The organism is Catenibacterium mitsuokai (genome assembly GCF_025148785.1).
GTDB classification, from domain to species: Bacteria; Bacillota_I; Bacilli_A; order Erysipelotrichales; family Coprobacillaceae; genus Catenibacterium; species Catenibacterium mitsuoka.
Window position 1 is genome coordinate 2455160 of sequence record NZ_CP102271.1, and the last position, 24238, is coordinate 2479397.

At 33.5% G+C, this 24238-nt stretch carries 25 protein-coding genes and 1 pseudogene; 2 read left to right on the plus strand and 24 right to left on the minus strand.

From position 1 onward, the window contains the following. The first annotated feature begins 52 nt into the window (after positions 1–52). Positions 53–1030, plus strand: a complete 978-nt coding sequence (locus NQ499_RS12630) for a D-cysteine desulfhydrase family protein (protein WP_259848533.1) — start codon at positions 53–55, stop codon at positions 1028–1030. Here the strand turns inward: NQ499_RS12630 and NQ499_RS12635 are convergent. From NQ499_RS12635 to NQ499_RS12700, 14 genes are all read right to left on the minus strand, one after another. After that, complete coding sequence (locus tag NQ499_RS12635; protein WP_006505216.1) at positions 1027–2151, minus strand: ABC transporter permease; 1125 nt, start codon at positions 2149–2151, stop codon at positions 1027–1029. The two genes, NQ499_RS12630 and NQ499_RS12635, sit on opposite strands and share 4 nt — an antisense overlap. A 120-nt stretch (positions 2152–2271) precedes the next feature. Continuing rightward, the gene (locus NQ499_RS12640; protein WP_006505217.1) at positions 2272–2538 is read right to left on the minus strand and encodes a phosphocarrier protein HPr; all 267 of its coding nucleotides are present in this window, start codon (positions 2536–2538) and stop codon (positions 2272–2274) included. Positions 2539–2668: 130 nt separating this feature from the next. Continuing rightward, complete coding sequence (locus NQ499_RS12645; RefSeq protein WP_006505218.1) at positions 2669–3124, minus strand: hypothetical protein; 456 nt, start codon at positions 3122–3124, stop codon at positions 2669–2671. Next, entirely contained in the window at positions 3114–4289 is a 1176-nt protein-coding gene (locus NQ499_RS12650; RefSeq protein ID WP_006505219.1) for an AI-2E family transporter, read from the minus strand. The genes NQ499_RS12645 and NQ499_RS12650 overlap by 11 nt, the downstream gene beginning before the upstream one ends. Positions 4290–4298: 9 nt before the next feature. Continuing rightward, on the minus strand, positions 4299–5831 hold the full coding sequence (gene cls, locus NQ499_RS12655) for a cardiolipin synthase (protein ID WP_006505220.1): 1533 nt from the start codon (positions 5829–5831) through the stop codon (positions 4299–4301). Between the two features lie 42 nt (positions 5832–5873). Further along, positions 5874–6929, minus strand: a complete 1056-nt coding sequence (locus NQ499_RS12660) for a class I SAM-dependent methyltransferase (protein WP_006505221.1) — start codon at positions 6927–6929, stop codon at positions 5874–5876. 11 nt (positions 6930–6940) lie between these two features. Next, a complete protein-coding gene (locus tag NQ499_RS12665; RefSeq protein ID WP_006505222.1) occupies positions 6941–9958 on the minus strand; it encodes an Ig-like domain-containing protein in 3018 nt (1005 codons plus the stop codon). A 70-nt stretch (positions 9959–10028) separates the two neighbouring features. Further along, a complete protein-coding gene (locus NQ499_RS12670) occupies positions 10029–10283 on the minus strand; it encodes a hypothetical protein (protein ID WP_040389745.1) in 255 nt (84 codons plus the stop codon). A 72-nt stretch (positions 10284–10355) separates the two neighbouring features. Further along, the gene (locus NQ499_RS12675; protein ID WP_040389746.1) at positions 10356–10574 is read right to left on the minus strand and encodes a DUF6465 family protein; all 219 of its coding nucleotides are present in this window, start codon (positions 10572–10574) and stop codon (positions 10356–10358) included. Positions 10575–10662: 88 nt separating this feature from the next. Further along, on the minus strand, positions 10663–11550 hold the full coding sequence (locus NQ499_RS12680; protein WP_040389747.1) for an FUSC family protein: 888 nt from the start codon (positions 11548–11550) through the stop codon (positions 10663–10665). Between the two features lie 46 nt (positions 11551–11596). Then, entirely contained in the window at positions 11597–13423 is a 1827-nt protein-coding gene (gene typA, locus NQ499_RS12685; RefSeq protein WP_006505226.1) for a translational GTPase TypA, read from the minus strand. A gap of 127 nt (positions 13424–13550) precedes the next feature. After that, positions 13551–14294: an alpha/beta hydrolase gene (locus NQ499_RS12690; protein ID WP_006505227.1), complete on the minus strand. Its 744-nt coding sequence runs from the start codon at positions 14292–14294 to the stop codon at positions 13551–13553. A gap of 2 nt (positions 14295–14296) precedes the next feature. After that, positions 14297–15031, minus strand: a complete 735-nt coding sequence (locus tag NQ499_RS12695) for a copper homeostasis protein CutC (protein WP_006505228.1) — start codon at positions 15029–15031, stop codon at positions 14297–14299. Further along, positions 15024–15626 carry a DUF4230 domain-containing protein gene (locus NQ499_RS12700; RefSeq protein WP_238319827.1) on the minus strand — a complete coding sequence of 201 codons (603 nt, stop codon included), beginning with the start codon at positions 15624–15626 and terminating at the stop codon, positions 15024–15026. Before NQ499_RS12700 ends, NQ499_RS12695 begins: the two co-directional genes overlap by 8 nt. A 114-nt stretch (positions 15627–15740) precedes the next feature. On the opposite strand from NQ499_RS12700, the gene NQ499_RS12705 reads away from it, so the two are divergent. Then, the gene (locus NQ499_RS12705; RefSeq protein ID WP_155812607.1) at positions 15741–16220 is read left to right on the plus strand and encodes a DUF1836 domain-containing protein; all 480 of its coding nucleotides are present in this window, start codon (positions 15741–15743) and stop codon (positions 16218–16220) included. Between the two features lie 16 nt (positions 16221–16236). On the opposite strand, the gene NQ499_RS12710 is transcribed toward NQ499_RS12705, so the two are convergent. From NQ499_RS12710 to NQ499_RS12755, 10 genes and pseudogenes are all read right to left on the minus strand, one after another. After that, complete coding sequence (locus tag NQ499_RS12710) at positions 16237–16506, minus strand: type II toxin-antitoxin system RelE/ParE family toxin (protein ID WP_006505231.1); 270 nt, start codon at positions 16504–16506, stop codon at positions 16237–16239. Further along, positions 16503–16823, minus strand: coding sequence for a type II toxin-antitoxin system RelB/DinJ family antitoxin (locus tag NQ499_RS12715; protein ID WP_006505232.1), 321 nt, complete (start codon positions 16821–16823; stop codon positions 16503–16505). Before NQ499_RS12715 ends, NQ499_RS12710 begins: the two co-directional genes overlap by 4 nt. A 174-nt stretch (positions 16824–16997) precedes the next feature. Then, complete coding sequence (locus tag NQ499_RS12720; protein ID WP_259848534.1) at positions 16998–18248, minus strand: RNA-guided endonuclease InsQ/TnpB family protein; 1251 nt, start codon at positions 18246–18248, stop codon at positions 16998–17000. A 213-nt stretch (positions 18249–18461) separates the two neighbouring features. Further along, positions 18462–19982, minus strand: a complete 1521-nt coding sequence (locus NQ499_RS12725) for an ATP-grasp domain-containing protein (protein WP_006506283.1) — start codon at positions 19980–19982, stop codon at positions 18462–18464. 14 nt (positions 19983–19996) lie between these two features. Beyond that, positions 19997–20749, minus strand: a complete 753-nt coding sequence (locus NQ499_RS12730) for an esterase family protein (protein ID WP_006506284.1) — start codon at positions 20747–20749, stop codon at positions 19997–19999. Positions 20750–20803: 54 nt separating this feature from the next. Then, positions 20804–21760: an MmcQ/YjbR family DNA-binding protein gene (locus tag NQ499_RS12735; RefSeq protein WP_006506285.1), complete on the minus strand. Its 957-nt coding sequence runs from the start codon at positions 21758–21760 to the stop codon at positions 20804–20806. 32 nt (positions 21761–21792) lie between these two features. Beyond that, positions 21793–22869: pseudogene (locus tag NQ499_RS12740) on the minus strand (CapA family protein). A gap of 3 nt (positions 22870–22872) precedes the next feature. After that, positions 22873–23361 carry a dUTP diphosphatase gene (locus NQ499_RS12745; RefSeq protein WP_040390041.1) on the minus strand — a complete coding sequence of 163 codons (489 nt, stop codon included), beginning with the start codon at positions 23359–23361 and terminating at the stop codon, positions 22873–22875. A gap of 55 nt (positions 23362–23416) precedes the next feature. Further along, on the minus strand, positions 23417–23944 hold the full coding sequence (locus NQ499_RS12750; protein ID WP_006506289.1) for a hypothetical protein: 528 nt from the start codon (positions 23942–23944) through the stop codon (positions 23417–23419). Positions 23945–24058: 114 nt separating this feature from the next. Beyond that, entirely contained in the window at positions 24059–24163 is a 105-nt protein-coding gene (locus NQ499_RS12755) for an Ltp family lipoprotein (protein ID WP_326924428.1), read from the minus strand. Positions 24164–24238: the final 75 nt, after the last annotated feature.

Below are 24238 nucleotides of genomic sequence, written 5' to 3' on the forward strand. Positions count from 1 at the left end.
AAAGTGTGATTTCATCATCTAATTCTACTATACTATATATAGAGGTGATAATATGAACAAACTACATTTGGCCCAGCTGCCTACTCCTATAGAAAAAATAGACTATCTCTCAAACAAATATAAACCAAATATTTTTGTGAAAAGAGATGACTTAACAGATAGTGTCGCATCTGGCAATAAGATTAGAAAATTAGAATACAGCGTGGCAGAAGCATTATCTTTAGGATGTGATACACTGATTACAAATGGTGGATTCCAGTCCAACCATTGTCGATCTACTGCTGCAGTGGCTGCAAAACTAGGATTAAAATGTATTCTTATACTTAGAAAAGAACCGGGTGAAAATATTGAAACAGCCAACTTCCTTTTAGATCATATGCTTGGTGCTGATATTAGAGTAAAGGAACATGATGATTTTCAGGCGCATAAAGATGAAATGATGCAGGAAGTCTATCAAGAAGTATTAGATCAAGGTGGAAAACCTTATATTATTCCTATGGGAGCGAGTAATGGAATCGGTACTTTAGGTTATATCGATGCTTTTGATGAAATACTAGAATATGAAAAAAAAACAGGCATAGTGTTTGATACTATTATTGATGCAGTCGGTTCTGGTGGAACTTATACTGGTTTATATCTAGGCAATGTTTTAAGACAAGCCCATAAAGATATTGTAGGTATTAATGTATGTGATGATGCTGATTTCTTTATTAAAGAAATCAATCGCATTATTGATGATACATTGCCTCATCTTGATGTTGAAGATGTGGATAGAAGTCATATTCATATGATCGATGGATATGTAGGAAGAGGCTACTCTTTAAGCCGTAAAGAAGAATTAGAAGCTATCTCTGATTTGTCTCGACATAGTGGTATTATTCTTGATCCTGTTTATACAGGTAAAGCCTATTATGGACTGATCCATGAATTAGAAAAAGGTACATTTGATCACGCAAAGAATATTCTATTTATGCACACTGGTGGTATTTATGGATTATTCTCAAAATCAAAAGAAATAATCTCAGCCTAGGCTGAGATCTTTTTCTTATATGTTATAATCACTGTTTCTAAATACATGATAGATGCAATACCAATTGTTTCTATCATGATTTTTGATGTATAAACTGTCCTAATCTTTTTTATTTCTTTTTGAGATATTGTCATATCACGGTGAGAAAGAGATGTATTGATGGTGTATTTTGAAAGATAAGGACTTGTAAAGAAAGTAATAGATAACGCAACAATAAATACGATGAATGTTTTTAAAAAATTCTGTTTCTTTGATAATCTTATATATACAAGTATTAATAGAAATGAGCCTGTGATTAATAGTATAAATGGAAACATCTTTACTTTATCATATATATTTTCAAAGATAGAAACACATGCATTATATTGTGCATCATTGGAAGTAAGCTGTAATTGATTCCAGTCTAATGATATTTTTTGTGCTCTCTTCATAAAACCTTCTGATGTATCTTCTTTAGTTAAGTAGTAAGTGACAGAGGATAGCGTCTGTTCTGTATGACTTAATGACTGTGCTTTTGATAAAGAGATAAAGATTGTATTATAGGGCTTTAGACGACTTAATAGACCCACCTTATTCTTATAGATACCTACAATAGATAATGAGACATCTCCTTTTTCAGTATTAAACTGAATACTGTCTCCTATACTAAGATTATTATTTTTAGCTAATGCGTAGGATATAACTGCATTGGATGTATTCTCATCTTTATTTGTGAGTAGTCTTCCTTCTTTTAATTGATATTCTTTTGAATTAAAGTCCTGAATCAGCGTCATAGAAGAATAACCCGCAAGAAGAAATGAATCTCCCTGATAGTTTTTTAAATGAATACGAGGAAAAGAGAGATGTGTATCTACAGATTGAAGTGATGAGGATGCATTGACTAATTGTTCATAGTTATAGGCTTTTACACCTTTAAGGTGTGTTAACTCTTTTGCATCAGTAAGACTAACACCTCCATTATTAGATGTCAGTGTTACTTCATATTTCAATTGTTTCTTATACTTATTAATTACCTGTAATGATCCCTGCTTAATAAATAAGCACATCATAATCATATTCATTGTGATCAATACAATTAGAAATAGTAATAAATAGTGTAAACACTCTTTCCCTTTAGACATAATGACGCCTCCTTATAATTATAATAAAAAATAATATTTGCGTTATTATGGAGTAAATATGGGAAAAAGTGTGTAAAAAAAAAACAGTGGATAAAATCCACTGTCAAAAACAAAAGTATATTATTCAGCAACTTTCTGTTCTTTGATAACCTTAGCGATAGAATCGATTACGTCCTTTTCGTCTTCACCTTCAGCTTCGATTTCTACTGTAGCCTTAGTTGGAACACCTAAAGACATAACACCCATGATTGATTTAAGGTTAACGCTCTTACCGTTATAGATTAAGTTGATATTGCTAGAGAATTTGCTAGCCTGGTTTACTAAGATTGTAGCAGGTCTTGCATGTAAACCTACTGGGTCAGATACTACGAATGATAATTTTTCCATTTAAAAAATTCCTCCTTATGAATATAGGATTATTATATCACAAATCCTAATAATTTCTATACCTTTATCTCATTTTTTACTAGCGCTTACAAAAACGTTGATATATACTATCTTTTTTTGATAATAAATTTTAAATTTGTATAAAGCCGACACCTAAAACAGAGCCACAATTCCATTCATTTGTATGTCCTGGATGTTTAAAAGCCAATGCTAAATTTCCCATTTCATAGACCATTACGCCACCTTCTGGGATATCTACAACTTCTACATGGTCTAATATTTCAGGACCAAAGACCTTTTCATCACTATAAACTGCAGCCTGCATATTTGTGATTGTCAGAAGTTTGCCCTTTACAATAAAAGAGAATTTATAAACATTCTGTGAACCTTCTAAAGGAATCTTTTCTACAAGAATCTTATCAGGATCAACACCTAATGTTTCAAAGATACGAGACTGCTGGAAAGACATAGCTTTCTTTAGTTCTTCATTTAATTGTTTTTCTTTAGAATAATCATTTTTACTATAGTCATGCTGTGTTGCATTGACATCTACATCTAACATCCATGGATCAAATCTAAACTCCATTTTCTTTCTCCTCTACTAATTCATTTTTAGATTGCGTACGATAATCTACTAATCTTTCAAACCAGATTTTACATAATGCACCGACTGGTACAGAAACGAGCATTCCTAAGAATCCACCTATCATACTACCAATAATAAGAGATACGATGACGAGTACTGGGTGAATGTCAATACTTGCACTAAGCAATCTTGGGTTGATGATGTTACCATCTACCCCCTGAATAATCAATAATGCGATAAATGCTTTTAAAGCCATATGTAAATCACCAGTCACAAGTCCTATAATTGCAATAGAGCCATATCCTAGAAATGGACCGACATAAGGAACGAGGTTCCCTATACCAACTAATAACGCAATCACAATCCAGAACTTGATATGTAAGAAACCAAACGCAATACTTACCATTAAAAACATAAGAAATGCATCAATAACCTGACCACGTACGTAACCAGAGAATACACCTTCGATATCTACTAATAATTGGTGAATGACAACATCTACTTGTCTACTAGTGAAGGCTTTAATACTCTTACTCCAATAGTTCCATAATTTTTCTCCATCAAGCATAAAGTAAATCGCAAAGATGATAGAGAATAGAAGGTTTGTAAAGAAGTCAGAAACCCTACTAATAGCACCTAGAATATTCGTTGTAAGACCATTCGCAAATGTTTTTAAGAACTGCTGTAATTGTACGGTAGAGATACTCATGGACTTTAACTGCACAATCAGATCTTCATAGAATGCATTCACATTCTTCGCAATAATACGTAAGAAATCACTCATGTCCTTGAATTGTGTTACAGCTAATTCTTTACCTATACTTCTAATCACAAATGCAGATAATAACGCAAATACAAATAACACAATTAAAGAAGTAATCGCAACAGATAACTGATGGCTGAGTTTCTTCTTTTCCTGGAAATAAGAAATACTTCTAAGAGATGATTCCACCTTTTCTACTAAAGGCTTTAATAAATAAGCAATCACAAAACCAATGAGCAAAGGTGTGAAAACCTGAGTTAAAAAGCCCCATCCTTTTTTAGCCCATTTTAGGATATCTGTCATGTTACTGCCTACTGCAATGACAAGATAAATCGCAATTACAGTTGCGACTACATAAACTGCAATCTGCGTATATTTTCTGTCTGGTTTAAAATGAAACATAATACCTCCTTACATAAGAGGACTAAAGAATCGTAAGATACATCTCCACCCTCTTAATACAACACTTGTATTTATATACTTCTCTGATACATCCTGACTGATTTCAAATAGTTCATCAAAGTCTTCTCTTAATTCTTTGACTGCATGATTATGGGTAAACCAGCAGCCATTTTCAAAGTGTAGATAAAGACTTCTAAAGTCAAAATTAATTGTACCAACAGCACCGACCTGATCATCGACTAAACATTGTTTTGAATGAATAAAACCTGGTGTATATTCATAGATATGAATACCTGCCTGCACAAGATGTGAATAATAACTTCTTGTCATTGCAAAGACAACAGCTTTATCAGGAATACCGGGAGTAATGATTCTGACATCGACACCTCTTTTTGATGCAAGAATGAGTTCTCTTTGCATTTCATCACTCAATATCAAGTAAGGTGTTGTGATATAAATATGATGAACAGCATGTTTGATCATATTTAAATAGACATTCTCACCTGTTTCTTCATCATCTAAAGGTGTATCAGAGTAAGGAACGATATAACCTTCCCCTTCTACTTGATACCTCTTTAAATAAGGTGTGAGGTCTTCATTGTCTTCTTTACTGGATGTCTGCCACATCTCAAAGAAAATTTTTGTGAGAGAGTCTACTGCATCACCCTCTAATCTTACTCCAGAGTCCTTCCATAGTCCATAAGGATGTGTATAATTGAAATATTCATCGGCAAGATTATAGCCCCCTGTATAGCCTACTAGACCATCTATGACAGTTATTTTACGATGATCACGATTATTCATAAAAGTATTTAAAACAGGGAAGATAGGATTAAATACACGACATTGTATACCTTCTTCATGAAGACGTGTTCTAAACTTATTATTAATAAAGCCAACACTGCCCATATCATCATAAAAGACTCTGACATCTACCCCCTGTTTTACTTTTTCAACAAGAACATCTTCAATCTGTCTCCATGCCTTTGAATCTTCAATAGCATGATATTCCATGAATATAAATTCCTTTGCATTATTCAAATCTTTTAATTGTGTATCTAATGCTTCATTCGTAGAACTATAGAATTTCATCTTTGTATGATTAAAGACTGGGAAACCTAAAGATTTTAAATAATAAGCTTCAGTGGCATGAAGAGGATCATCACATTGTAGTTCTTCAAATCCATTTGTCTCTATTTGATATGTATCAAGATAGGCATTTACCTTATTGAACTTCTTCTGTACTGTCTTTAATAAAGAAGGTCTACCAAACATAAGATAAATAGCTAAACAAAAGACTGGAAAGATAAGAATCAGGACAATCCAGGATAACTTAAAAGCACTATTATCAGGTCTGCCATAGATACGTAATACACATAAGAAAGCAATCAAGCTCATAATGATATCAAAAGCGGCATAATACTTAGATAAATATATCGCAAGTTTCACTATCAAGAAGACCTGAATAATAATCAGAACAGCAGCAATCATGACACGTAATACACTATTTTTTACTGCACTTTTACTTTCAACTGTATTCATAAAAACCTCCTATTGAAAAAGGCTTTCAATTAAGAAAGCCTATTAGAAATTCTTCTTTGCGACAACTAAGAAACGATATGTTGTCAACTGGAAATATGTATTCTGTTTAATCTCATCTAATGCATGCATATAGAAGCTCTTATATTGTGGTATATTTTCAGCCACTTCTGGAGCCACCTTACGGAAATATGTCTGTATCTGACGAAGATTATGGAAACGAATGTACCCTCTGTCTTCTTTTGTTTCTACGACTTCAAATCCTGCATCCGCAAGAGTCATAGCACAACTATTCATATCCCAGACACCTCTCATCTTGAAAGGCATATACATAGATAAGAATTCATGAAGGTTATCACTACCATTCTGATTCACAATGAAAGTACCATTTGGTTTAAGTACACGTAATACTTCATTCTTATCATAGTTAGAGAACTGATCCATTAATACATCAATACGTTCATCCTTAAATGGAAGTAAGTTAGATTCTGTAAGTTTTGTTGCTTTTACAGGTAATCCTTCTAAAGTGGCTTCTACTTCGCTTGTTTCACTATAAGGTTCAATATCAAATGTAGCGGCAGGATAATCTTTATAATCCTTTACAAACTGCCCTTTATCCACCGTCATAAAGGCAAGATGATCTTCTGGATGTACATAACTCTTAGTGATAGAAACTTCATCATAAAGTGGTGTAGAGACTTCATAACCATAGTCATCTTCATCTCCACGTTTTAATTCTTCAATTTCTTTCATTAAAGTTGTTGCAGATCTAATCTGCTGACGACATCTGAACTTACCATACTTGATAATAATAAATTGTACAACAGCATCCGCAATAACACCGCATGCCACAAAGATAATGAGTTCTAAGAACCACTGTGCTGACATAAATGCTGCTTCTGTACCACCAATCATAAAACAGATAATACATAATACAACCATGCTTGCTGTTCCTGTATAGTTGAAAGGACGATTGAACTGTTCAAACCATACTAAGTTATTCACTCTTAATGCACGCTTACGGCTGATTTCAAAATAGATCAGCTGGAATATCAACATTAATCCAACAAACACCAATAAAGTTGCAAGTAAAATTGCCATAGAATTCCCCCTTATTTGATCTTCTGACCTGTAAGAGTATAGTATTTATCTCCAATTGTGAAATAACCTTCTTCATGAAGAACTATTTCTTTTTCAATAGAATAAATTTCCTTCATACCATTATCCACATCATAGATATAAGAACGTCCATTCTTTTCTAATGCAAGATATGGATGTCCATCAAAGACTATTGCAGCTGTTTCAGGAATCTTTGTATAGATATCTGAAAGAGCTTCTTTTCCATTACAGTCATAAACCTTAAATTGGCCGTTCTTATTATAGGCTGCATAATATGAATTGCCTATGAATTCTAAACGAGGATATGATTCTTTTAATACATTTTCACCTTCTGCATTAATCAATTCATACTTATTATTCTTAAGCTGTACAATTGCACACTTATTTTCATCATACTGATTTGCTTCCTGATAATAAGGACTGACCTTCTTACCATTGAAGTCATAATAAGCATAGCCTTTACCCTTCACAAATCCTGGATAACGAGACACTGTTAATTCATAAGCATAAGGATAAACCTGTACACCCTTCAATTCGGTTGTCTTCTTACCGTTATAGACTGTATGAGGTCCATACGCAATCTTCTTATTTCTAGAAATGAAATGTGTATCGTCTTTATAGTTAGAGTTTGTAGGAATAATCTGTCCATCTTTATAAAGACTGACTACATCTCCTGCAGTTAATACAACATTGTTTTTCTTAGTAATTTCGGCACTTGTTAAAGCATACTCATTTGAATAGACCTTAGTACCAATAACACCAAGTGTATTCTTATTATAAGCATCATAAAGAATTGCCTGATCTTTACGTGATGCAAGAATAGAATAATTACCTACTTCCTTAATAGAAGTCTTCTTACCATTCTTTAAATAAATATTAATAGAATCATTGAAAGCTACAATAGAAGCATCTTCATAACTAGATGCATAATAAACTTTCTTCTTACCAACATATAGAGTCTTACCGTTGTTGATGACTTTATAAGTCTTATCCTTTACTACAACAGGAAGATTTGTCTTCAATAAACCAGTCTTTGCTGATGATTTATAAAGTACTTTACCCTTTGTATTTAATACTTCAATACCACCAAGTGATATATCAGCCGCCTTTGTTTTTGTTTCTGTATCTGGATTTCTTACTACTGTTACTTTACATGTATAAGTCTTCTTACCGACTTTACCTGTAATAGTCGCCTTACCTGTCTTCATACCATAAACAGTACCATTCGCAACAGTCGCAATACCATAATCGCTTGTATCCCATTTAATCTTTTCAGGATCCACATTTGTGATTGTTAACTGTCCCTGACCACCTTTAATAACAGTCATTTTTTTCTGATCAATAACCTTAATAAGCTTATGAACTGTCACCTTACATGTATAGTCTTTCTTATCAATTGTGGCAGTAATAGTCACTGTTCCTTCTTTTTTCGCATGGATGATGCCATTTTCTACAGTGGCGATACTTTCATCAGAACTTGACCATTCTACCTTCTGATTTTCATAGTTATTAATAGAAAGAGATTCATCTGATTCTTCATCCATATCAATCTTTGTTTTACTTAAAGAAAGAGGTTTAGCCTTTACAGTAATTTCTGTTTTAGCCTTCTGTTTACCAACCTGTGCAGTAATAGTTGCCTTACCTGGTTTAACCCCTGCAATTTCACCACTCTGTGCTACAATAACAACTTTATCATTGCTTGTAGTCCATACTGCCTGATCTTCATCCTTCTTATTTAATAGCTGCAAGAAGATATGCTGATTCTTTTCAATAGTTGTCTTAGCAGGATTGATCTTAATCTGTCTCTTCTTAACAGTAACTGTTGCTTTATATTTCTTCTTACCAATCTTTGCAGTAATAACTGCTTTACCCTTCTTAAGACCTGTTACTTCACCAAATTCATTGACTGAAGCAATCTTTTTCTTATTAGAGCTCCACTGTACAACATCTTCTGGATTGGCCTTATCTAAAATATTTAAAACAACCTTCTGATCAGTTAAAAGAGTCACCTTAGTCTGATCAAGTCTTGGTACTCTCTTCTTTACAGTAACGACGCATTTTACTGTCTGTCCATTACTTGTTGCCTTTAATGTTGCTTTACCAGGACTCATTGTCCAGATATGGCCATTCGCAACAGTCGCAACAGCTGCATTACTTGTTTCCCACTTAATATCAGGATATGCATTTTCTATACCTAACTGACCTTCATCACCTACATAGAAAGTAGCTTCCTTATGAGAAATCTTAAAAGTCTTACGTTTTACTTTTACCTTACACTCTAAAGTATCATCTCCAACCTTTGCGCTAATAGTTGTTGTACCAGGCTTTAATCCTTGAATCACACCATTTTCTACTGTCGCAATCTTAGGATCCTTAGACTTCCATTCAATAGTACGAGCCCCATAGTCATTCACTGTTAATGTAGCTGGTTCTAATGTATAAACATCTAAAGAGTCATGATCAAAATATGGATGTAACGCTTTTACCTTAATTACACAAGTCACAGATGCATTATCTTTAGTTGCAGTAAGTACTGCAGTACCTGCATGTTTTGCATAAACATAACCCTGCTGGTTAATATTAATTACATCATTATCATTTGTAGACCAGACAACTGCATCATTCGCAAATACCTGTGTTAAAGTATTTTCTGTCATCTCTAGAGTTGATGCACTTAAATAAAGTCTCGTCTGTGACTGAGTTTCACCTACAAGCATATTACCCTGTGTCTTTAAGCTTGTATAACGTCCTGGTTTTACAATAGTCTTACCTGTATTAGAAATGTAACCAGTCTGATCATTTGCATCAGTCACTAAATAACCGCCTTCAAAAGGCGTATAAGCCTTATACATATCTTTGGTATAACGCTGCCCTTTTGTATTATAAAGAGCATATAAATTATTCTTTCCTTCTTTCATGAAAGAACTCTTTTTTACATCATGATTATCGGATGATGATCCACAGCCGCTTAGTATTAAAGCAGCAACAAGGATCCCTATTACCTTTTTCATACTCTGCCTCCTTTTTATACAAAAACATTATAGCATAATTCTTTACGTAAAAAAAATGAGAGATACTCTCTCATTTTATAATCTTTGTAAAACGATAATTTACATTCCATAGGAACATTAAGAATACAACAACTAACATACCAAAAGAGAATAATGTTTTCTGCTTTTCTACCAAGAAAACATTATAGAAGAATAAGACACATAATACCGTAACCAAGAAACTCATCACTAACATAATTAGGTTCTTTGATTGTCTTCTTAATTCAAAGAAAATAAGAATCTGTAACGCGATAGAAATTATGAAATATAAGTCTTTATAGTCCATAAGCGTATTCTCCTCTTTTTCTTTATTATACAACAAGATACTAAAAAAGGCCCTATAAAGGCCTCTTTTACATTAAATATGTAATGGATCGTTGTTTACACCGTAAACCTTCTTATCTTTTGTAGTCGCTACATAATATACTGCGCTATCTTCAGGTTTATAGTAAACTTCTAAAGTTTCAAGAGTGTTAAGCTTGATTCCCTTTTCCTTGATATCTTCTTTAACTAATTTTTCGATATCAGTCACATTAACATCTTTATTCATGAACTGTACTTCAATTTTTGTTTTCATGTGTGGGTCCTCCATTTCCTAATATGATAAAAACCACTTTTAATATATCACTTTTCTTTTTACAATCAACTATTTTTTCTTGAAAACATCAACTATTTTCATCATTTATACATTTATACTTAAAATAATAACTGTTTTTACGCTTATCATATATAAACAAAATAACCAAAGTAATAATCATTAAAATAAGACCATAGAATAAATAAACAAGTAACAATCCCATAAGACTTGAATCAAACATCATCCCTGGTACGACAACAAGTGCCTGAATAAAGGAAACACTAGAAGCACCAATGCGTTTAAAAGCAGCCTGAACTGAGAAGGCACATGAAGCATATTGTGCAAGTATTAAAACAAGTAGATCTATAAGAGGTATTAGAATCTTTGCCTTTTGATCAATATAGTGTCCTAGCTTCTTATAGCCAATAAAGCTAAGAAATGAAAGTAATATCGCATCTAGACAGATCATGTACCCTAGGTTATATCCAAAAGCCCAGATAACTCCACCAATGACTGCACCAATAATGGCCCCAAGTATTCCAAATGGTGAAGCCGTATGTTTAGTAATACGTTCATGCTTTTCAAAACAGTCAGAACATAATATATCTATTTCATCATCTAATAAATATACATTTAATGGTTTGCTTTGATGGCAGTGATGACATTGTGGGGACTGATTGATCTCTTCCTTGAGTTTTAAGACAATCTCTTTTAACTCTTCTTTTTTTATAGAAGAAGAAAGAACAAGTCCTGCACCTTCTTCATTCGAATATATACGCTCTACTGCATCTCTTTTAATAAAAAACTGTTCTAATATATCTCTTTGTGTTTTTGTATCTTCTGTTGTAAGCAATAAAGCAATTTTATGATGAGGTAATAGCTGTAGTAAAAGATAGAAATGATCCTGAATATAGTAATAATAGTCTTTCTTAGGGGCTGGTTTAAAACCAATCGTTGTGAGTTCTTTTATCTTCATAACATACTCCTTTAAAAAAAAGAGAGAGTAATTCTCATTACTCCCCTTATTCTGATGCTGAATTTTTAGCTCTATAAGCTCTCTTACGATCAAGTTCAGAAAGATATTTCTTTCTTAAACGGATGTTATTTGGAGTGACTTCTACTAATTCATCTTCATTAATATAGTCAAGACAAGCTTCTAGATTGAAGTGTCTAGGTCTCTTTAATACAACTGTTGTATCTTTTGTAGATGAACGTGTATTTGTCTGCTGTTTACCCTTAGTAACGTTTACTACTAAATCATTGTCCTTTGCATGTTCCCCAACAATCATACCTTCGTATACATCTACACCAGGACCAACAAACATTACACCACGGCTTTCTACACCACCAAGTGCATAAGCAGTAGTCTGTCCTGTTTCAATAGAAATAAGAACACCTAACTGTCTTTCACCTACTGCTTCACCTTCTAATGGGCGATATTCTAAGAATGAGTGGTTAATAATACCATAACCCTTAGTCATTGTTAAGAAGTTAGTCATGAAACCAATTAAACCTCTAGAAGGTACGATGTAATGAACCTTAGTCATACCATCCATTGAATCCATGTTTTCCATGATACCTCTTCTTAAACCTAATGATTCAATAACTGAACCAATACAATCATCTGGTGCTTCGATTTCTACATCTTCATATGGTTCACATGTCACACCATCGATTTCCTTTAAGATAACATGAGGTCTAGATACCTGTAATTCATATCCTTCTCTTCTCATTGTTTCAATTAAGATAGATAAGTGTAATTCACCACGACCACTTACCATCCATTCTTCTTTATTCTGAATACGTTCTACTTTTAAAGATACATCCTTGTTTGTTTCTTTGAATAAACGTTCTTCAATCTTAGATGCAGTCACAAACTTACCATCTTGACCAGCGAAAGGTGATGTGTTTGTACCAAAAATCATCTGGATTGTTGGTTCATCTACATGAAGTAATGGTAATGCTTCTTCACAGCTTGGTTCACAGATTGTTTCACCAACACCAATGTCAGCTAAACCTGCAACAGCCACGATATCACCAGCACTTGCTTCTTCTACTTCAAATCTATGCATACCTAAATAACTGAATAACTTCTGTACACGGAACTGTGTCTTAGAACCATCAGCTCTTAAACATACAACATTTTCATTCACTTTAATAGAACCTCTCTGGATTCTACCAATACCAATTCTTCCTACATAATCATTGTAGTCTAATAAAGCCGGCTGTAACTGTAAACCACCTTCAACATCTACTGCTGGTGCAGGAATTTCATTGATAATCATATCGAATAAACAGTCCATATTAGGAACCTGAGTACTAATATCAGGATCTAATGAGCTTGTACCATTTAATGCTGAAACGAAAACAGTTGGGAAATCAAGCTGATTATCATCAGCACCTAATTCCATAAATAATTCAAGAACTTCATCCATAACTTCCTGAATTCTTACAACTGGACGGTCAACCTTGTTGATAACAACGATAGGTTTAACATGAGCAGCTAATGCCTTCTTTAATACGAAACGAGTCTGAGGCATTGTACCTTCATAAGCATCAACAACAAGTAAAACACCATCCACCATGTGCATGATACGTTCTACTTCTCCACCAAAGTCAGCATGGCCTGGTGTATCCATGATGTTGATCTTATAGTCTTTATAATGAATAGCTGTATTCTTTGCTAGAATAGTAATACCACGTTCTCTTTCTAAAGCGTTGCTATCCATAGCACGTTCAGCTAGTTCTTCGTGTGCTTCAAGTGTTCCTGATTTCTTAATAAGCTGGTCAACCAATGTTGTTTTACCATGGTCAACGTGAGCAATAATTGCTATATTTCTAATATTCATAATCGCACCTCTTTCAATTTTTAGATTATATCATAGTTCGTCTTCATTTCAATAAAGAATAGTTTTCAAGATGAGAAAATTTATTAAATATTGAATAACTCAACTCTTTTTTAAAAAAAGAACAGGCTTACATAGCCTGTTCTGTTAAGAATTTATAAGTTGTAGAAAGAACTTCATGAATATGATCCGCATTATCATAATTATGAGATGCACCAACAACCGGATGGAAGATCATCTGATCACCAAATAACTTTGTATATTTCTCACTGATTGCATAAGGTACTGTTTTATCTTCAGTTCCATGAATGACTAATAAATCATTCTTATATGTATCTAAGTTCTTATAGAAATCTCTTTGAATCATATCCTTTACAAAAGCATCGCTGATTTCAAATCCATTATGATCATAAACAGGTGCTTCTTTTACTGAACCTGTAAGATAATCTAAAGCATCTGGCAAACAGAAAGCAGGAGCCCATAGGACTAGCTTCTTAATATCTTCAGGATAAATTTTCGCAAGTTCACTCGCAATCGCACCACCCATAGAATGTCCTAAGACATAGATATCAGTGACTTGAGGCATCTTCTTTAATTCTTCTAATAGAATACGTGCACATGATAATTCATCATCAAATGTCATTTCTTTAAAAGTAAGATCCGATTCACCACTGCCTAGAAAATCCATTCTTAAAGTGCCAACACCCTGTGCTTCTAATAAACGTGATAAAGAAACATAAGAGAACTTAGTTCCTGTACATTGTCCTGTAAAACCATGGAATATTAATAATACAGGGAATTCTTTTCTATGAGGCACATGAAAGAATCCTCTCATAACACCCTTAGGTGTCGCAATTTCACAATACTGCTGCATAATTAGTCCTCCTCTACAAGTGAAACCATTCTCTTCACTTTCTCTTTATCTACATAATCATAATTAATACCATTATAGCTAAATGATACATGATCATTAGCTGTAGTAGGATCTGCTCTCCAATTCTTACATGAAGAATGAACCTGATGAATACCTGTATAGTGAATAATGTCTACGACATTTGTTTCATTAATTCCAGAACCTGCCAATATTTCTATTTGATTGCCATACTTCTCCTGCAGTTCCTTAATAAGCTGAACTCCTTCACTCACAGTAGACTTCATGCCACTTGTAAGTACTCTATCCACACCTAATTCAATTAATCTATGAATCGTTGCATCTGGATCATCACATACATCAAAGGCTCTATGGAATACTGCGGTCTTCCCATAACTATGAATAATAGAGACCATTTCACTTGTACGTGCACTATTGATTTTACCATCAGAGTCTAAGAACCCAAACGCAATACCATCAGCCCCGTGTTCTAATAGTTCTTCTGCTTCGATAATCATCTGTTCAGATTGTAATTCATTATATACAAATCCTGCACCTCTAGGTCTCACCATACATATAACTTCTAAATCTGTATTATTCTTCACAAGTTCTAGTGATGCAATTGTAGGTGTTAATCCACCTAATGCCAATGCACTATTTAATTCAATTCTTTTTGCCCCGCCATGATATGCATTCATTGCATCCTCATAGCTGCCACAGCATACTTCTAACTTATTCACTTACTTCTACCTCTACTTCATACTTGTCTTGATCTACAGTCATATAAATAAGATCTTTAATGTTTTTCTTCACTTTTGTTTTAGTCTTTTCTATGAACTTATTCTTAATTGCTTCTTTTTCTACTTTCTCCTTCTGTTCCTTTGCGAAAGTCTTGTAGTCTGTAATAGAAATCTGATTAAAGATATTCTTTGTTTCATCATAAACCTCAATAGAATTCTCATCGATTTCATTAGATAAGATCTTTACCGCAGATGTTTTCACAATAATCTTATTATCTGTTTTTTCTATCTGTACATCAGAGAGATCCACACCTGCTTTTAGCTTACCTTCATAAGTGATTAAGAAAGACTTCTGTGTTAAAGGAACAGTCCAGCCATTAAACTTTAATGAATTAGAAAACTTCCCTACTTTTGTATAATCATATTCTGAAACAGCTAATTCATTAATATCTCTTATTTTCTGTGTTAAAGCTGTTGAGGTAATTTCTTCTTTAGCTGGTGTACTATGTCCTCCAAAGTACATACCACCCATAAATACAACAATAACTAACACAATAATGACTATAATTGATCTTAAACTAAACTTGTTTTTCATTTTCATCACCCACCAAATTATAACAGATAAGAAAAAATATATACAGTTTGTTTTATGGTCTAGATGATTTGACAATGAATACAATAAATGATAGTTTTTAAGTAGGTGATGAAAATGAATTACGATAATATACATATTTCTAGATGGGAAGAGATACCAGATTTTCCACTCTATATAGATCAAGTTGTATCTATTATAGAAAAGAGTTTGTCTTTCTTAAAAAATGATAATGACGCTATTATCACAAAAACAATGATTAATAACTATGTTAAACATAAGCTTGTGAAAGCACCTATAAAGAAGAAGTATGAAAGAGAACAGATTGTTTATTTCACATTAATCTGTTTATTAAAATCTGTCTTTTCATTAGATGAGATTTCTAAACTTATTCAATTACAGCAGAGTCAGAAAGAATTATCTGAATTCTATAATATGTATTGTGATGTATTTGAGCGTGTCATTAAGACAAATCATTTAGACTCAGAACTACCAGACATATATAATAAATGTATCTTAAGTTCTGTCTATAAGATCAAGGTATCTGATAATCTTCTTGGTGAAGAAACAATGGAAGAAGCACTAAAAAAGGATTGAGTTTATTCAATCCTTTTTACTTATCACCAAAGATGACATTCATATATTTTTCTTCATTCGTTAGAATACGGATGATTGTCACTGTATCATGATCATATTTATAGAAAATACTATATTTTCCTGCAATGACATAATAAAGATCTGTTGTCCATCCAGTTCTATTAGATAGCTGACCACCTATTTCAGGGTGTGTTTTTAATACAGCACATAGTTTTACAATCTTTGGATTCAAACGCATAGGGTTTCTTAAATCAGCACGTGCTTGTCTTGTATATCTTAGATTCATAGTTCAATTCCAAATTCTTTTAATATATCTTCTTCAGAAATGCTTTCATCTGCAGGTGCTTTTTCACCTTTATCTAATTCAATCATTAACTGAGAGATAGCCTGTTCTCTTAATGCCTGTTTACTATTTGATGTTACTAAGAAAGGCATCCCTTCTACATTAATAGACTGCTGGATAAATGCATTAATAGCATCAGTAAGTGTCATACCACACTGTGCATAGATTCCTTCTACCTGTGCTTTGATTTCTGGATTAATACGCATCTGAAAAGTGCTTGTTTTTGGTGCTGTCGCCACTGTTAGTGTTGTTTTTTTCATAGTTCATAAACTCCTTCTCAACTATTATAAACATCACTCAATTAACAGTCAACACATTGTATATACAGAAAATAAGTGAACTACCTCGACTTAATACTCCGTATTTGAAGTCAAGGCTTCTAGGATGCTTACGCATCCGTTTAAGAAGATTGATATTTAAGTCTCCACCTATTGCTAGGCAATCCTTATTCTTATAGGCGTGTCCACTTCGCCTCTACTGTATAGGATGTTTACATCCACAACGCTACTTTTATGCATGATATTTAATGCACCATTTACATCTGCATTCAGAACTTGTCCACTCGCTGTTCTGTACTGTCCACGATGTATTCTCTTTCCACTGAAATGGTATTCTTCAGTATCATCACTCTTATAGACTGGTATAACATCCTTATCCCAGAAGCTGGCCTTTGATGTGTAGGATTCCTCCTGCATGACAAGTATGATGCCATTCAGTTCACAGAGATATTCAAGCTTGTCTCTCAGCCTTCCATATGGAATATTGACGAAAGTCTGATTGTTTCTTCTGCCTATGTTGGAATCCTTCTGAAATGTTTCATTATAGCCCACAACAAGAGTTCCAATATCATGATCGATACAGTAATCAATCACCCTGCGTGCAGTCTTGTTCATGTAGTCATTTATTCTATTGTTGCGTCTGCGTGCTAATGCCTTCTGTCTGTTGGTTGTCTTCTTTCCAAAATGCTGCTTATCCTTGATAGACTGTAATCTTGCATTTTTCTTGTTGAACCACTGGTTAATGGACTTCAGTCTTCTTCCATCAATGATGAATGTTTCACCTTTACTTGATACTCCAGTGACAAGATTATTGATACCAAGATCTAATGCCAGTGCATTTGTTGTATTGAGATTCCTTTGAATGCATTCAGCATTATAGATGTACTGAATTTCAAAGAACCTGGCATCTGCCTTTGGTATGATACGTATTTCCTTCACTTTCTTATCAAGCAGTATAGGTGGAACAGTAATCTCAACAGCCTTATGTGTCTTTCTGAAGCTGTTTGAATATGGAAGTATGAGCTTATTCCCTTTAAGTCTTACAAATCCAATAACGAGCGTAGTATATCCATCCTTTGGAAGATAGCGTGGCAGTCTGCAGTCCTTAAGTGCATGCTTTCCCTGCTTTGCCTTTTTAAGAAGACCGAAGAATGATTTAAATGAACCATCTACTTCCTTCAGTATCTGCTGTGCCATATTGGAATTAAGCGTTCTATAGTTATCAGACGACTTCAAAAGTGTATAGTTCTTCTCATAATTGAGATACTTGCCTTCTGCAAAGTAATGCTGTCTGATGTTATAGATTGCCTGATTAGTAAGATTCTTTGCAATATGACATAATTCCTTGATGGAACGATAGTCTTCCTTGGACAGATGCTTTACCTGCTGTCTTATTGTAAGATACATATATTTAGCCTCCTTTCTGTAGATTTAGGAAAAGAAGTTTCCTATATGTATTATACTATTTCTTACTCCAAATTTCTCTATCAGATGCATTAACGACATTCATCCCCCACCTATATTCTATATTGAGGTGGGGGTTTTTAAACTGGTTCTGCCTGTTTTTTAGATAAAGAAAAAACTGATCAGAAATGAAATCATTTCATCACAGTTTCTTAATTAACGCTTTTTTGCTTTATGTCTAGGTTTCTTAACAGCTTTTCTAGCACGAGGAGATTTCTTAACTACTTCTTTTAGTTCTTCTTTCTTCTCTTCTACAGCTGCTTTTACTTCTTCTTTCTTAGTTTCCACAACTGCTTTAACTGGTTCCTTAGTTTCTTCAACCTTCTTAGTCACAGCTTTCACTGTTTCCTTAACTGGTTCTTTTTTCTCTTCTACTGTCTTAACAGTTTCTTCTACAACTGTTTTTACAGGTTCCTTAACTTCTTCTACCTTTTTAGTCACAGCTTTCACTGTCTTCTTTACTGCTTTCTTAGGTGCAGCCTTTTTCTTCTTATGTGCAATAATTGCTTTAGTAATTTCATTTAACTTTGCCTTAGTTTTAGCACGGAAGATAAAGATATGGTTACCTTCAGCCTGTGCAAGAACCTGAGGAATATCTGCTTCAATCTTGATATATTCTCTATACTTATCTGCCACTTCGGCATCAGATAATTCATAATCAATACCAAGGCGTCTTCCTACATAACCCACATAATACTTTCTTTCAATTTCATAGAAACATTTATTATAGATCATCATATCTGCCCAGATAGTATATGTATCTACATCATAAGCATAGTTCATCATATCTGGAATAAAAGCACCTGGTGCTCTCATATTCACTTCTAGAGGAACTAAATCACCTTTTCTACCTAATCCTGATTTATCTTCAGATAACTTAATGAATTCGAAATGGAAGAAACGACTCTTTGTATCAAATGCCTTAACTACTTTTTCACCAATTTCATAAATAGGCTTACCTTCTACTGGTTCAGAATGGAAATAAATATCAGATGCATCATTCACTGTATCCATAATAGAAGTATCCATAAAATGACTTGTAGAGAATAAAATATTCTTATCCTTATCAGTCACACCTTCGAATGTTACAACATCACCTGGCACAAAATCTTCTAGAATATAATCAATATAATCCTGTTTATGATTATAGAAATCCTTTAATTCTTCATCATTCTTTAATTTATAAGTATGCGTTGCCCCTACACCATTATCAGGCTTTACAATCACAGGATAACCATTTTTCTTAGTAAACTCTAAAGCTTCATCGAGTGTATCTAACTTAATATAATCTGCTACTTTTAAACCAGCACTCTTATAAACTTCTTTCATAGCTGATTTATACTTCATCCAGCGCATATCCTGAATCTGTGGACCAGTAGTCACATTGAAGTCTCTTCTTAATGTTGCTTCTAGTTCTAGCCAGTATTCATTTTCAGACTCAATCCAGTCAATCTTACCATATTGACTAGAGAAATAAGCACACGCACGATATACTTCATCATAGTTCTCTAATGAACCTACAAAGTAATACTCAGTCAATGAATTCTTTGTTTCATCACTGATCATATCATATGGGCAATCTCCAACACCTAATACATTCACACCACGATCTTTTAAACGTGAACAGAAATTATGATAATATTCTGGAAAATGTGGTGATATAAATACGACATTCATCTATTCTTCTCCTCCTAGATAACTCTCTTTACGAAATATGGGAACTGTACTCTCCACCAATCCCAATCATGGTTTACATCGTATCCCCAGAAATCAATCCATGCTGGAATATCTTTATATTCTAATAATTCCTTCATTCTACTAGTAGAACGAACCATTTCATCTTCCCAAGCACCCTGACCACAACATAATACAATACGACGTTTTCTATACATTTCTACATATGGATGATCATAACTCATACCTTCAATATACTTGATAGGACTATTACGATAAATATTATCATCTACGTAATCATGGAAGAATAGATCACTATCATAATAACCACTTAATGCGATACATCCACTAAAGATATCCGGTCTTCTAAATAAGAAATTTGCTGCATGCGTTGCACCTAATGAACATCCTGTAGTATAAATACCATTTGCATGTGTACCGCACATCGCATTAATATCAATAATTCTTGGTACTAATTCATCGACAATATAATGATAATACTGTTCAAGCATGTAAGAACGATAGTCAACATCATGACCACCTTCTTCACTCCATGTTTCTAAATCAATACTATCACAACAGAATAATTGTATATTCCCATTATCAATGAGGCCTTCTACTGTTGCGACCATACCATTGTTTTCAAAATCATAAAATCTACCATTCTGTGTTGGAAATACTAGTATCGGTGTTCCTGCATGTCCATACACCTTAAACTCCATATCTCTTTTAAGACATGGACTGTATTCTTTATAATATTCTACCTTCATTCCCAAAGCCTCCTTCGCCTGTGCTTATTATATCACATTTACTAGACAATTCACTTATTTATCGGTATTTCCTATATACTCCTTTAATTCTTTAGGAATATGCCTAGCACTTCTTATAGCTCTTAATCGATATTTCTTAAGTACTTTTAATGGATAAAGAGAAGGATCATATGTCTTTAGACGTTTAAGAAGCATACTTGTTTCATCACTCTCGATGACCTGACACTTATACATAATCGCTGAATAAGGTGCCCCATAATAGATATACACAATAGCATCTTGATGAATATTTCCCTTTTGATGCCATCTTATAGTATCACTTTGACTAAATGCCTGAATCAAATCAAAACGCTTAGGAGAAGCGGGAATAACCCAATCTTCACATACCACAGTAGTCTGATAGCTTTGATCAATAAGAGACATGATATCTTCATCACTCAATGTTTCATCTAATAGTATACTCATCCAATGTTTCTTATTCATATGAAAAGCAGGATAGATAGAAGGATGGTCAACTGTATCTATAGGAACCTTAATATTCAGACATTCTACTTCTCCTTGTTTATCTAGAAACTTAGAATAATCTGTATGCATAATAAGTCCAAACCACTTATCATTATTTCTAAACACAAATGAATCACCATCCTTGAAAGGATGATCTGGAAGAACATGATACTTTTCTTCAATGAGATGCACAAGACGTTTAGATTGAGGAAAAATAAAATAATCATATACAAAACAATGAGTTAAAATATCCTCAATACATTCTTCATAAGCTTGTCTCACTTTTTGTACAAACTTCCCCTGCTTACCTACCAGATGAATATTTGTATATTCTTCATCTGTATCAGAATCATAAACCTTAGCCTCTAATATATCATTTATTATTACTTCAATCCTGAAATCACCATCGAGTAAGTCTTTCTTATATATATAATTATAACCCTGTTTTTTAAATCCATAATCAATGAGTTTATTCTCATCATAGTGATAACGTCTATAATCCTTCATAATATAACCTCAAAAGGCAGTCAAAGACTGCCCTACATATCAATTTTGATATTCTTTACTTTCTGTTTTACTTCTTCTTTCATATAAGGAATAGTCAGATTAGGAAAACCATGTTTCTCCACTAACTTGTTTGTATAATCCTTTAAACGATAAACAGAAAAATCATGTCTTTCTCTTTTACCCGTTAAAGTATAGTAATTCACAAGTGGTGTGAATACCACATTCTTAATCTTCTTTTTTTCTATATCAAAAGAAAGCATACCTTCTAGTTGACATGATTCTTCTAACATGCCACTCACAAAATTACCTAAACTATAAGCAACTAATGTACGCTTACCATCCGCTCTTTGAATATATTCTACATCCTGTAATGTATGTGGATGTGTTCCAATAATCACATCTGCACCTGCATCAGCAAGCTGCTTAGCCATATTCTTTTGGAATGTATTAGGATAATAATCATACTCAATACCTCAATGACATGACACAATCACAATATCAGCATTCTCTCTTGCTTTCTTCATATTCTCCATCATAGTGGATTCATGAAAATTAATCATATAAGGTAACTTTTCCTGATAAGTCACACCATTCACATATTGATTAAAAGATACAAATGCAATCTTAATGCCATTCTTTTCTACTATCTTAATATTCTGTTTTTCTTCTTCATTCTTATAAAGCCCTAAATAAGTCATACGAGGATACTTATTAAATACCTGGATAGAATGTAATATACCTGATGTCCCTTGATCATAAACATGATTAGTAGCTCCATTCACTACATTAAATACTACCTTCTGTAAATCACCAGCAACACTATCAGGCGCATTAAAGAGGGGATAACCAGAAGGTGCACCTCCACCCAATATCGTTTCCTGATTCACAAAACTATAATCTGCCTGGATATACTTCTTAATATTCTTATAATAGCCTGTAAAGTCATAACCACTAGAAGTCTTGGCTTCATCGAGCATACATTGATGATAGAGATTATCTCCTACTGCAACAAAAGAAACACTCGAAGTTTCTTTTTTCTTTACTTCTTTAGGAGGTGCACTACATCCTGAAAGAAGTAACATAACTACAAGAAGAAGTTGATATTTCATAGATTATTTAGTCGTTGAACCAAATCCACCATTACGTGTTTCAGTCGCATCATCATCTTCAGTAATACCATATGTCATGAAGATTCCCTGAGCAATACCTTGTCCTGCCTGAACATCAACTACTTTTCCTTCATTTGAATCATTCGTCATCTTAATAAAAATATGACCTTCATTATCTGAATAGAAATAATCACTATCAATAACACCTACAGTATTATTCAACTGTAGACGATATTTAAACCCTAAACCACTTCTTGGATAAATCATCAATACCCATCTTTCATTCATTTCACAGCGGATTCCTGTAGGAATCTTGACTGTTTCTCCAGGTTCTAGATGTATATCAATAGGTGTATAAAAATCATATCCTGCAGACCCTTTAGTTGCACGACGTGGAAGCTTAATCGCATCATAGATGTCCTTTACATCTTCCTTTTCCATTCCCATTTGAAACTGTTCATAAGATACTTTATAAAATTTAGCGCTATTCATTCCAATCTCCTTTCGCCTTATATATCTATTATACACAAAAAGTCTAGATTTTCCTCTAGACTTCATTATCAAAACGATATTTAAATTCTTTATAAGTTCTTGCAGTCTTTTTATCAGTTATTATAGCATTGTAATAGTGATTATCCTTAGTCACTTGAATATTTAAAGACACTTTACGTTTATCTGTAAAACTAAAAGAAGATGTCTCTACCTGAGGACTACTCAAATCACTCTCCAAAACCGAAATAGTAAAAAAGTAATTCATATACTGCTTCTCATATACTTTAGAACTACCATGATAACAACGCATGAGTCTATTATTCTTCTTAATCGTATAAGAAACATCTAAATGTTTATTAAAGACATAAGAGTCAATCTCTTTATATTCCTTCTTATGAAGATTCTTATTCATCTCTTTAAAGAAAGTAGTCTTATAGTCTCTATCCCTACATGTAACAGAGATATCTTCACCATTTAATAATCCTGAATAGAACGTCCTTACTTCTTGGCCTATATAATTTGAATTGGCACGTGTTGAACATCCACTTGTCAACAAGAGTGCAATTAACCAAAGTATCTTCATGCTTTATCACCTGCAAGCATTATACTAATTACTTATGGAATAACTGTGTATTTTCAAAAAAAGAAGCATTTATTTGTGCTTCTTTCCAACTCTTTCAAAAATACAACTTTGCGATTACTGAGGTAGGTTGTCTATCGCATATTGCGCTTCCTCTGCAGTAAAACCTTCTCCGTAGCTTGAAGTTAATTGATTGTAAATTCGTGATTTAGACATATGCATTGTAGGTCAACTACCCACGACCTAAAGGTCATGGGCTTGTAACTGCCCAGTCGTACTAACGGTTTACACCTCCGA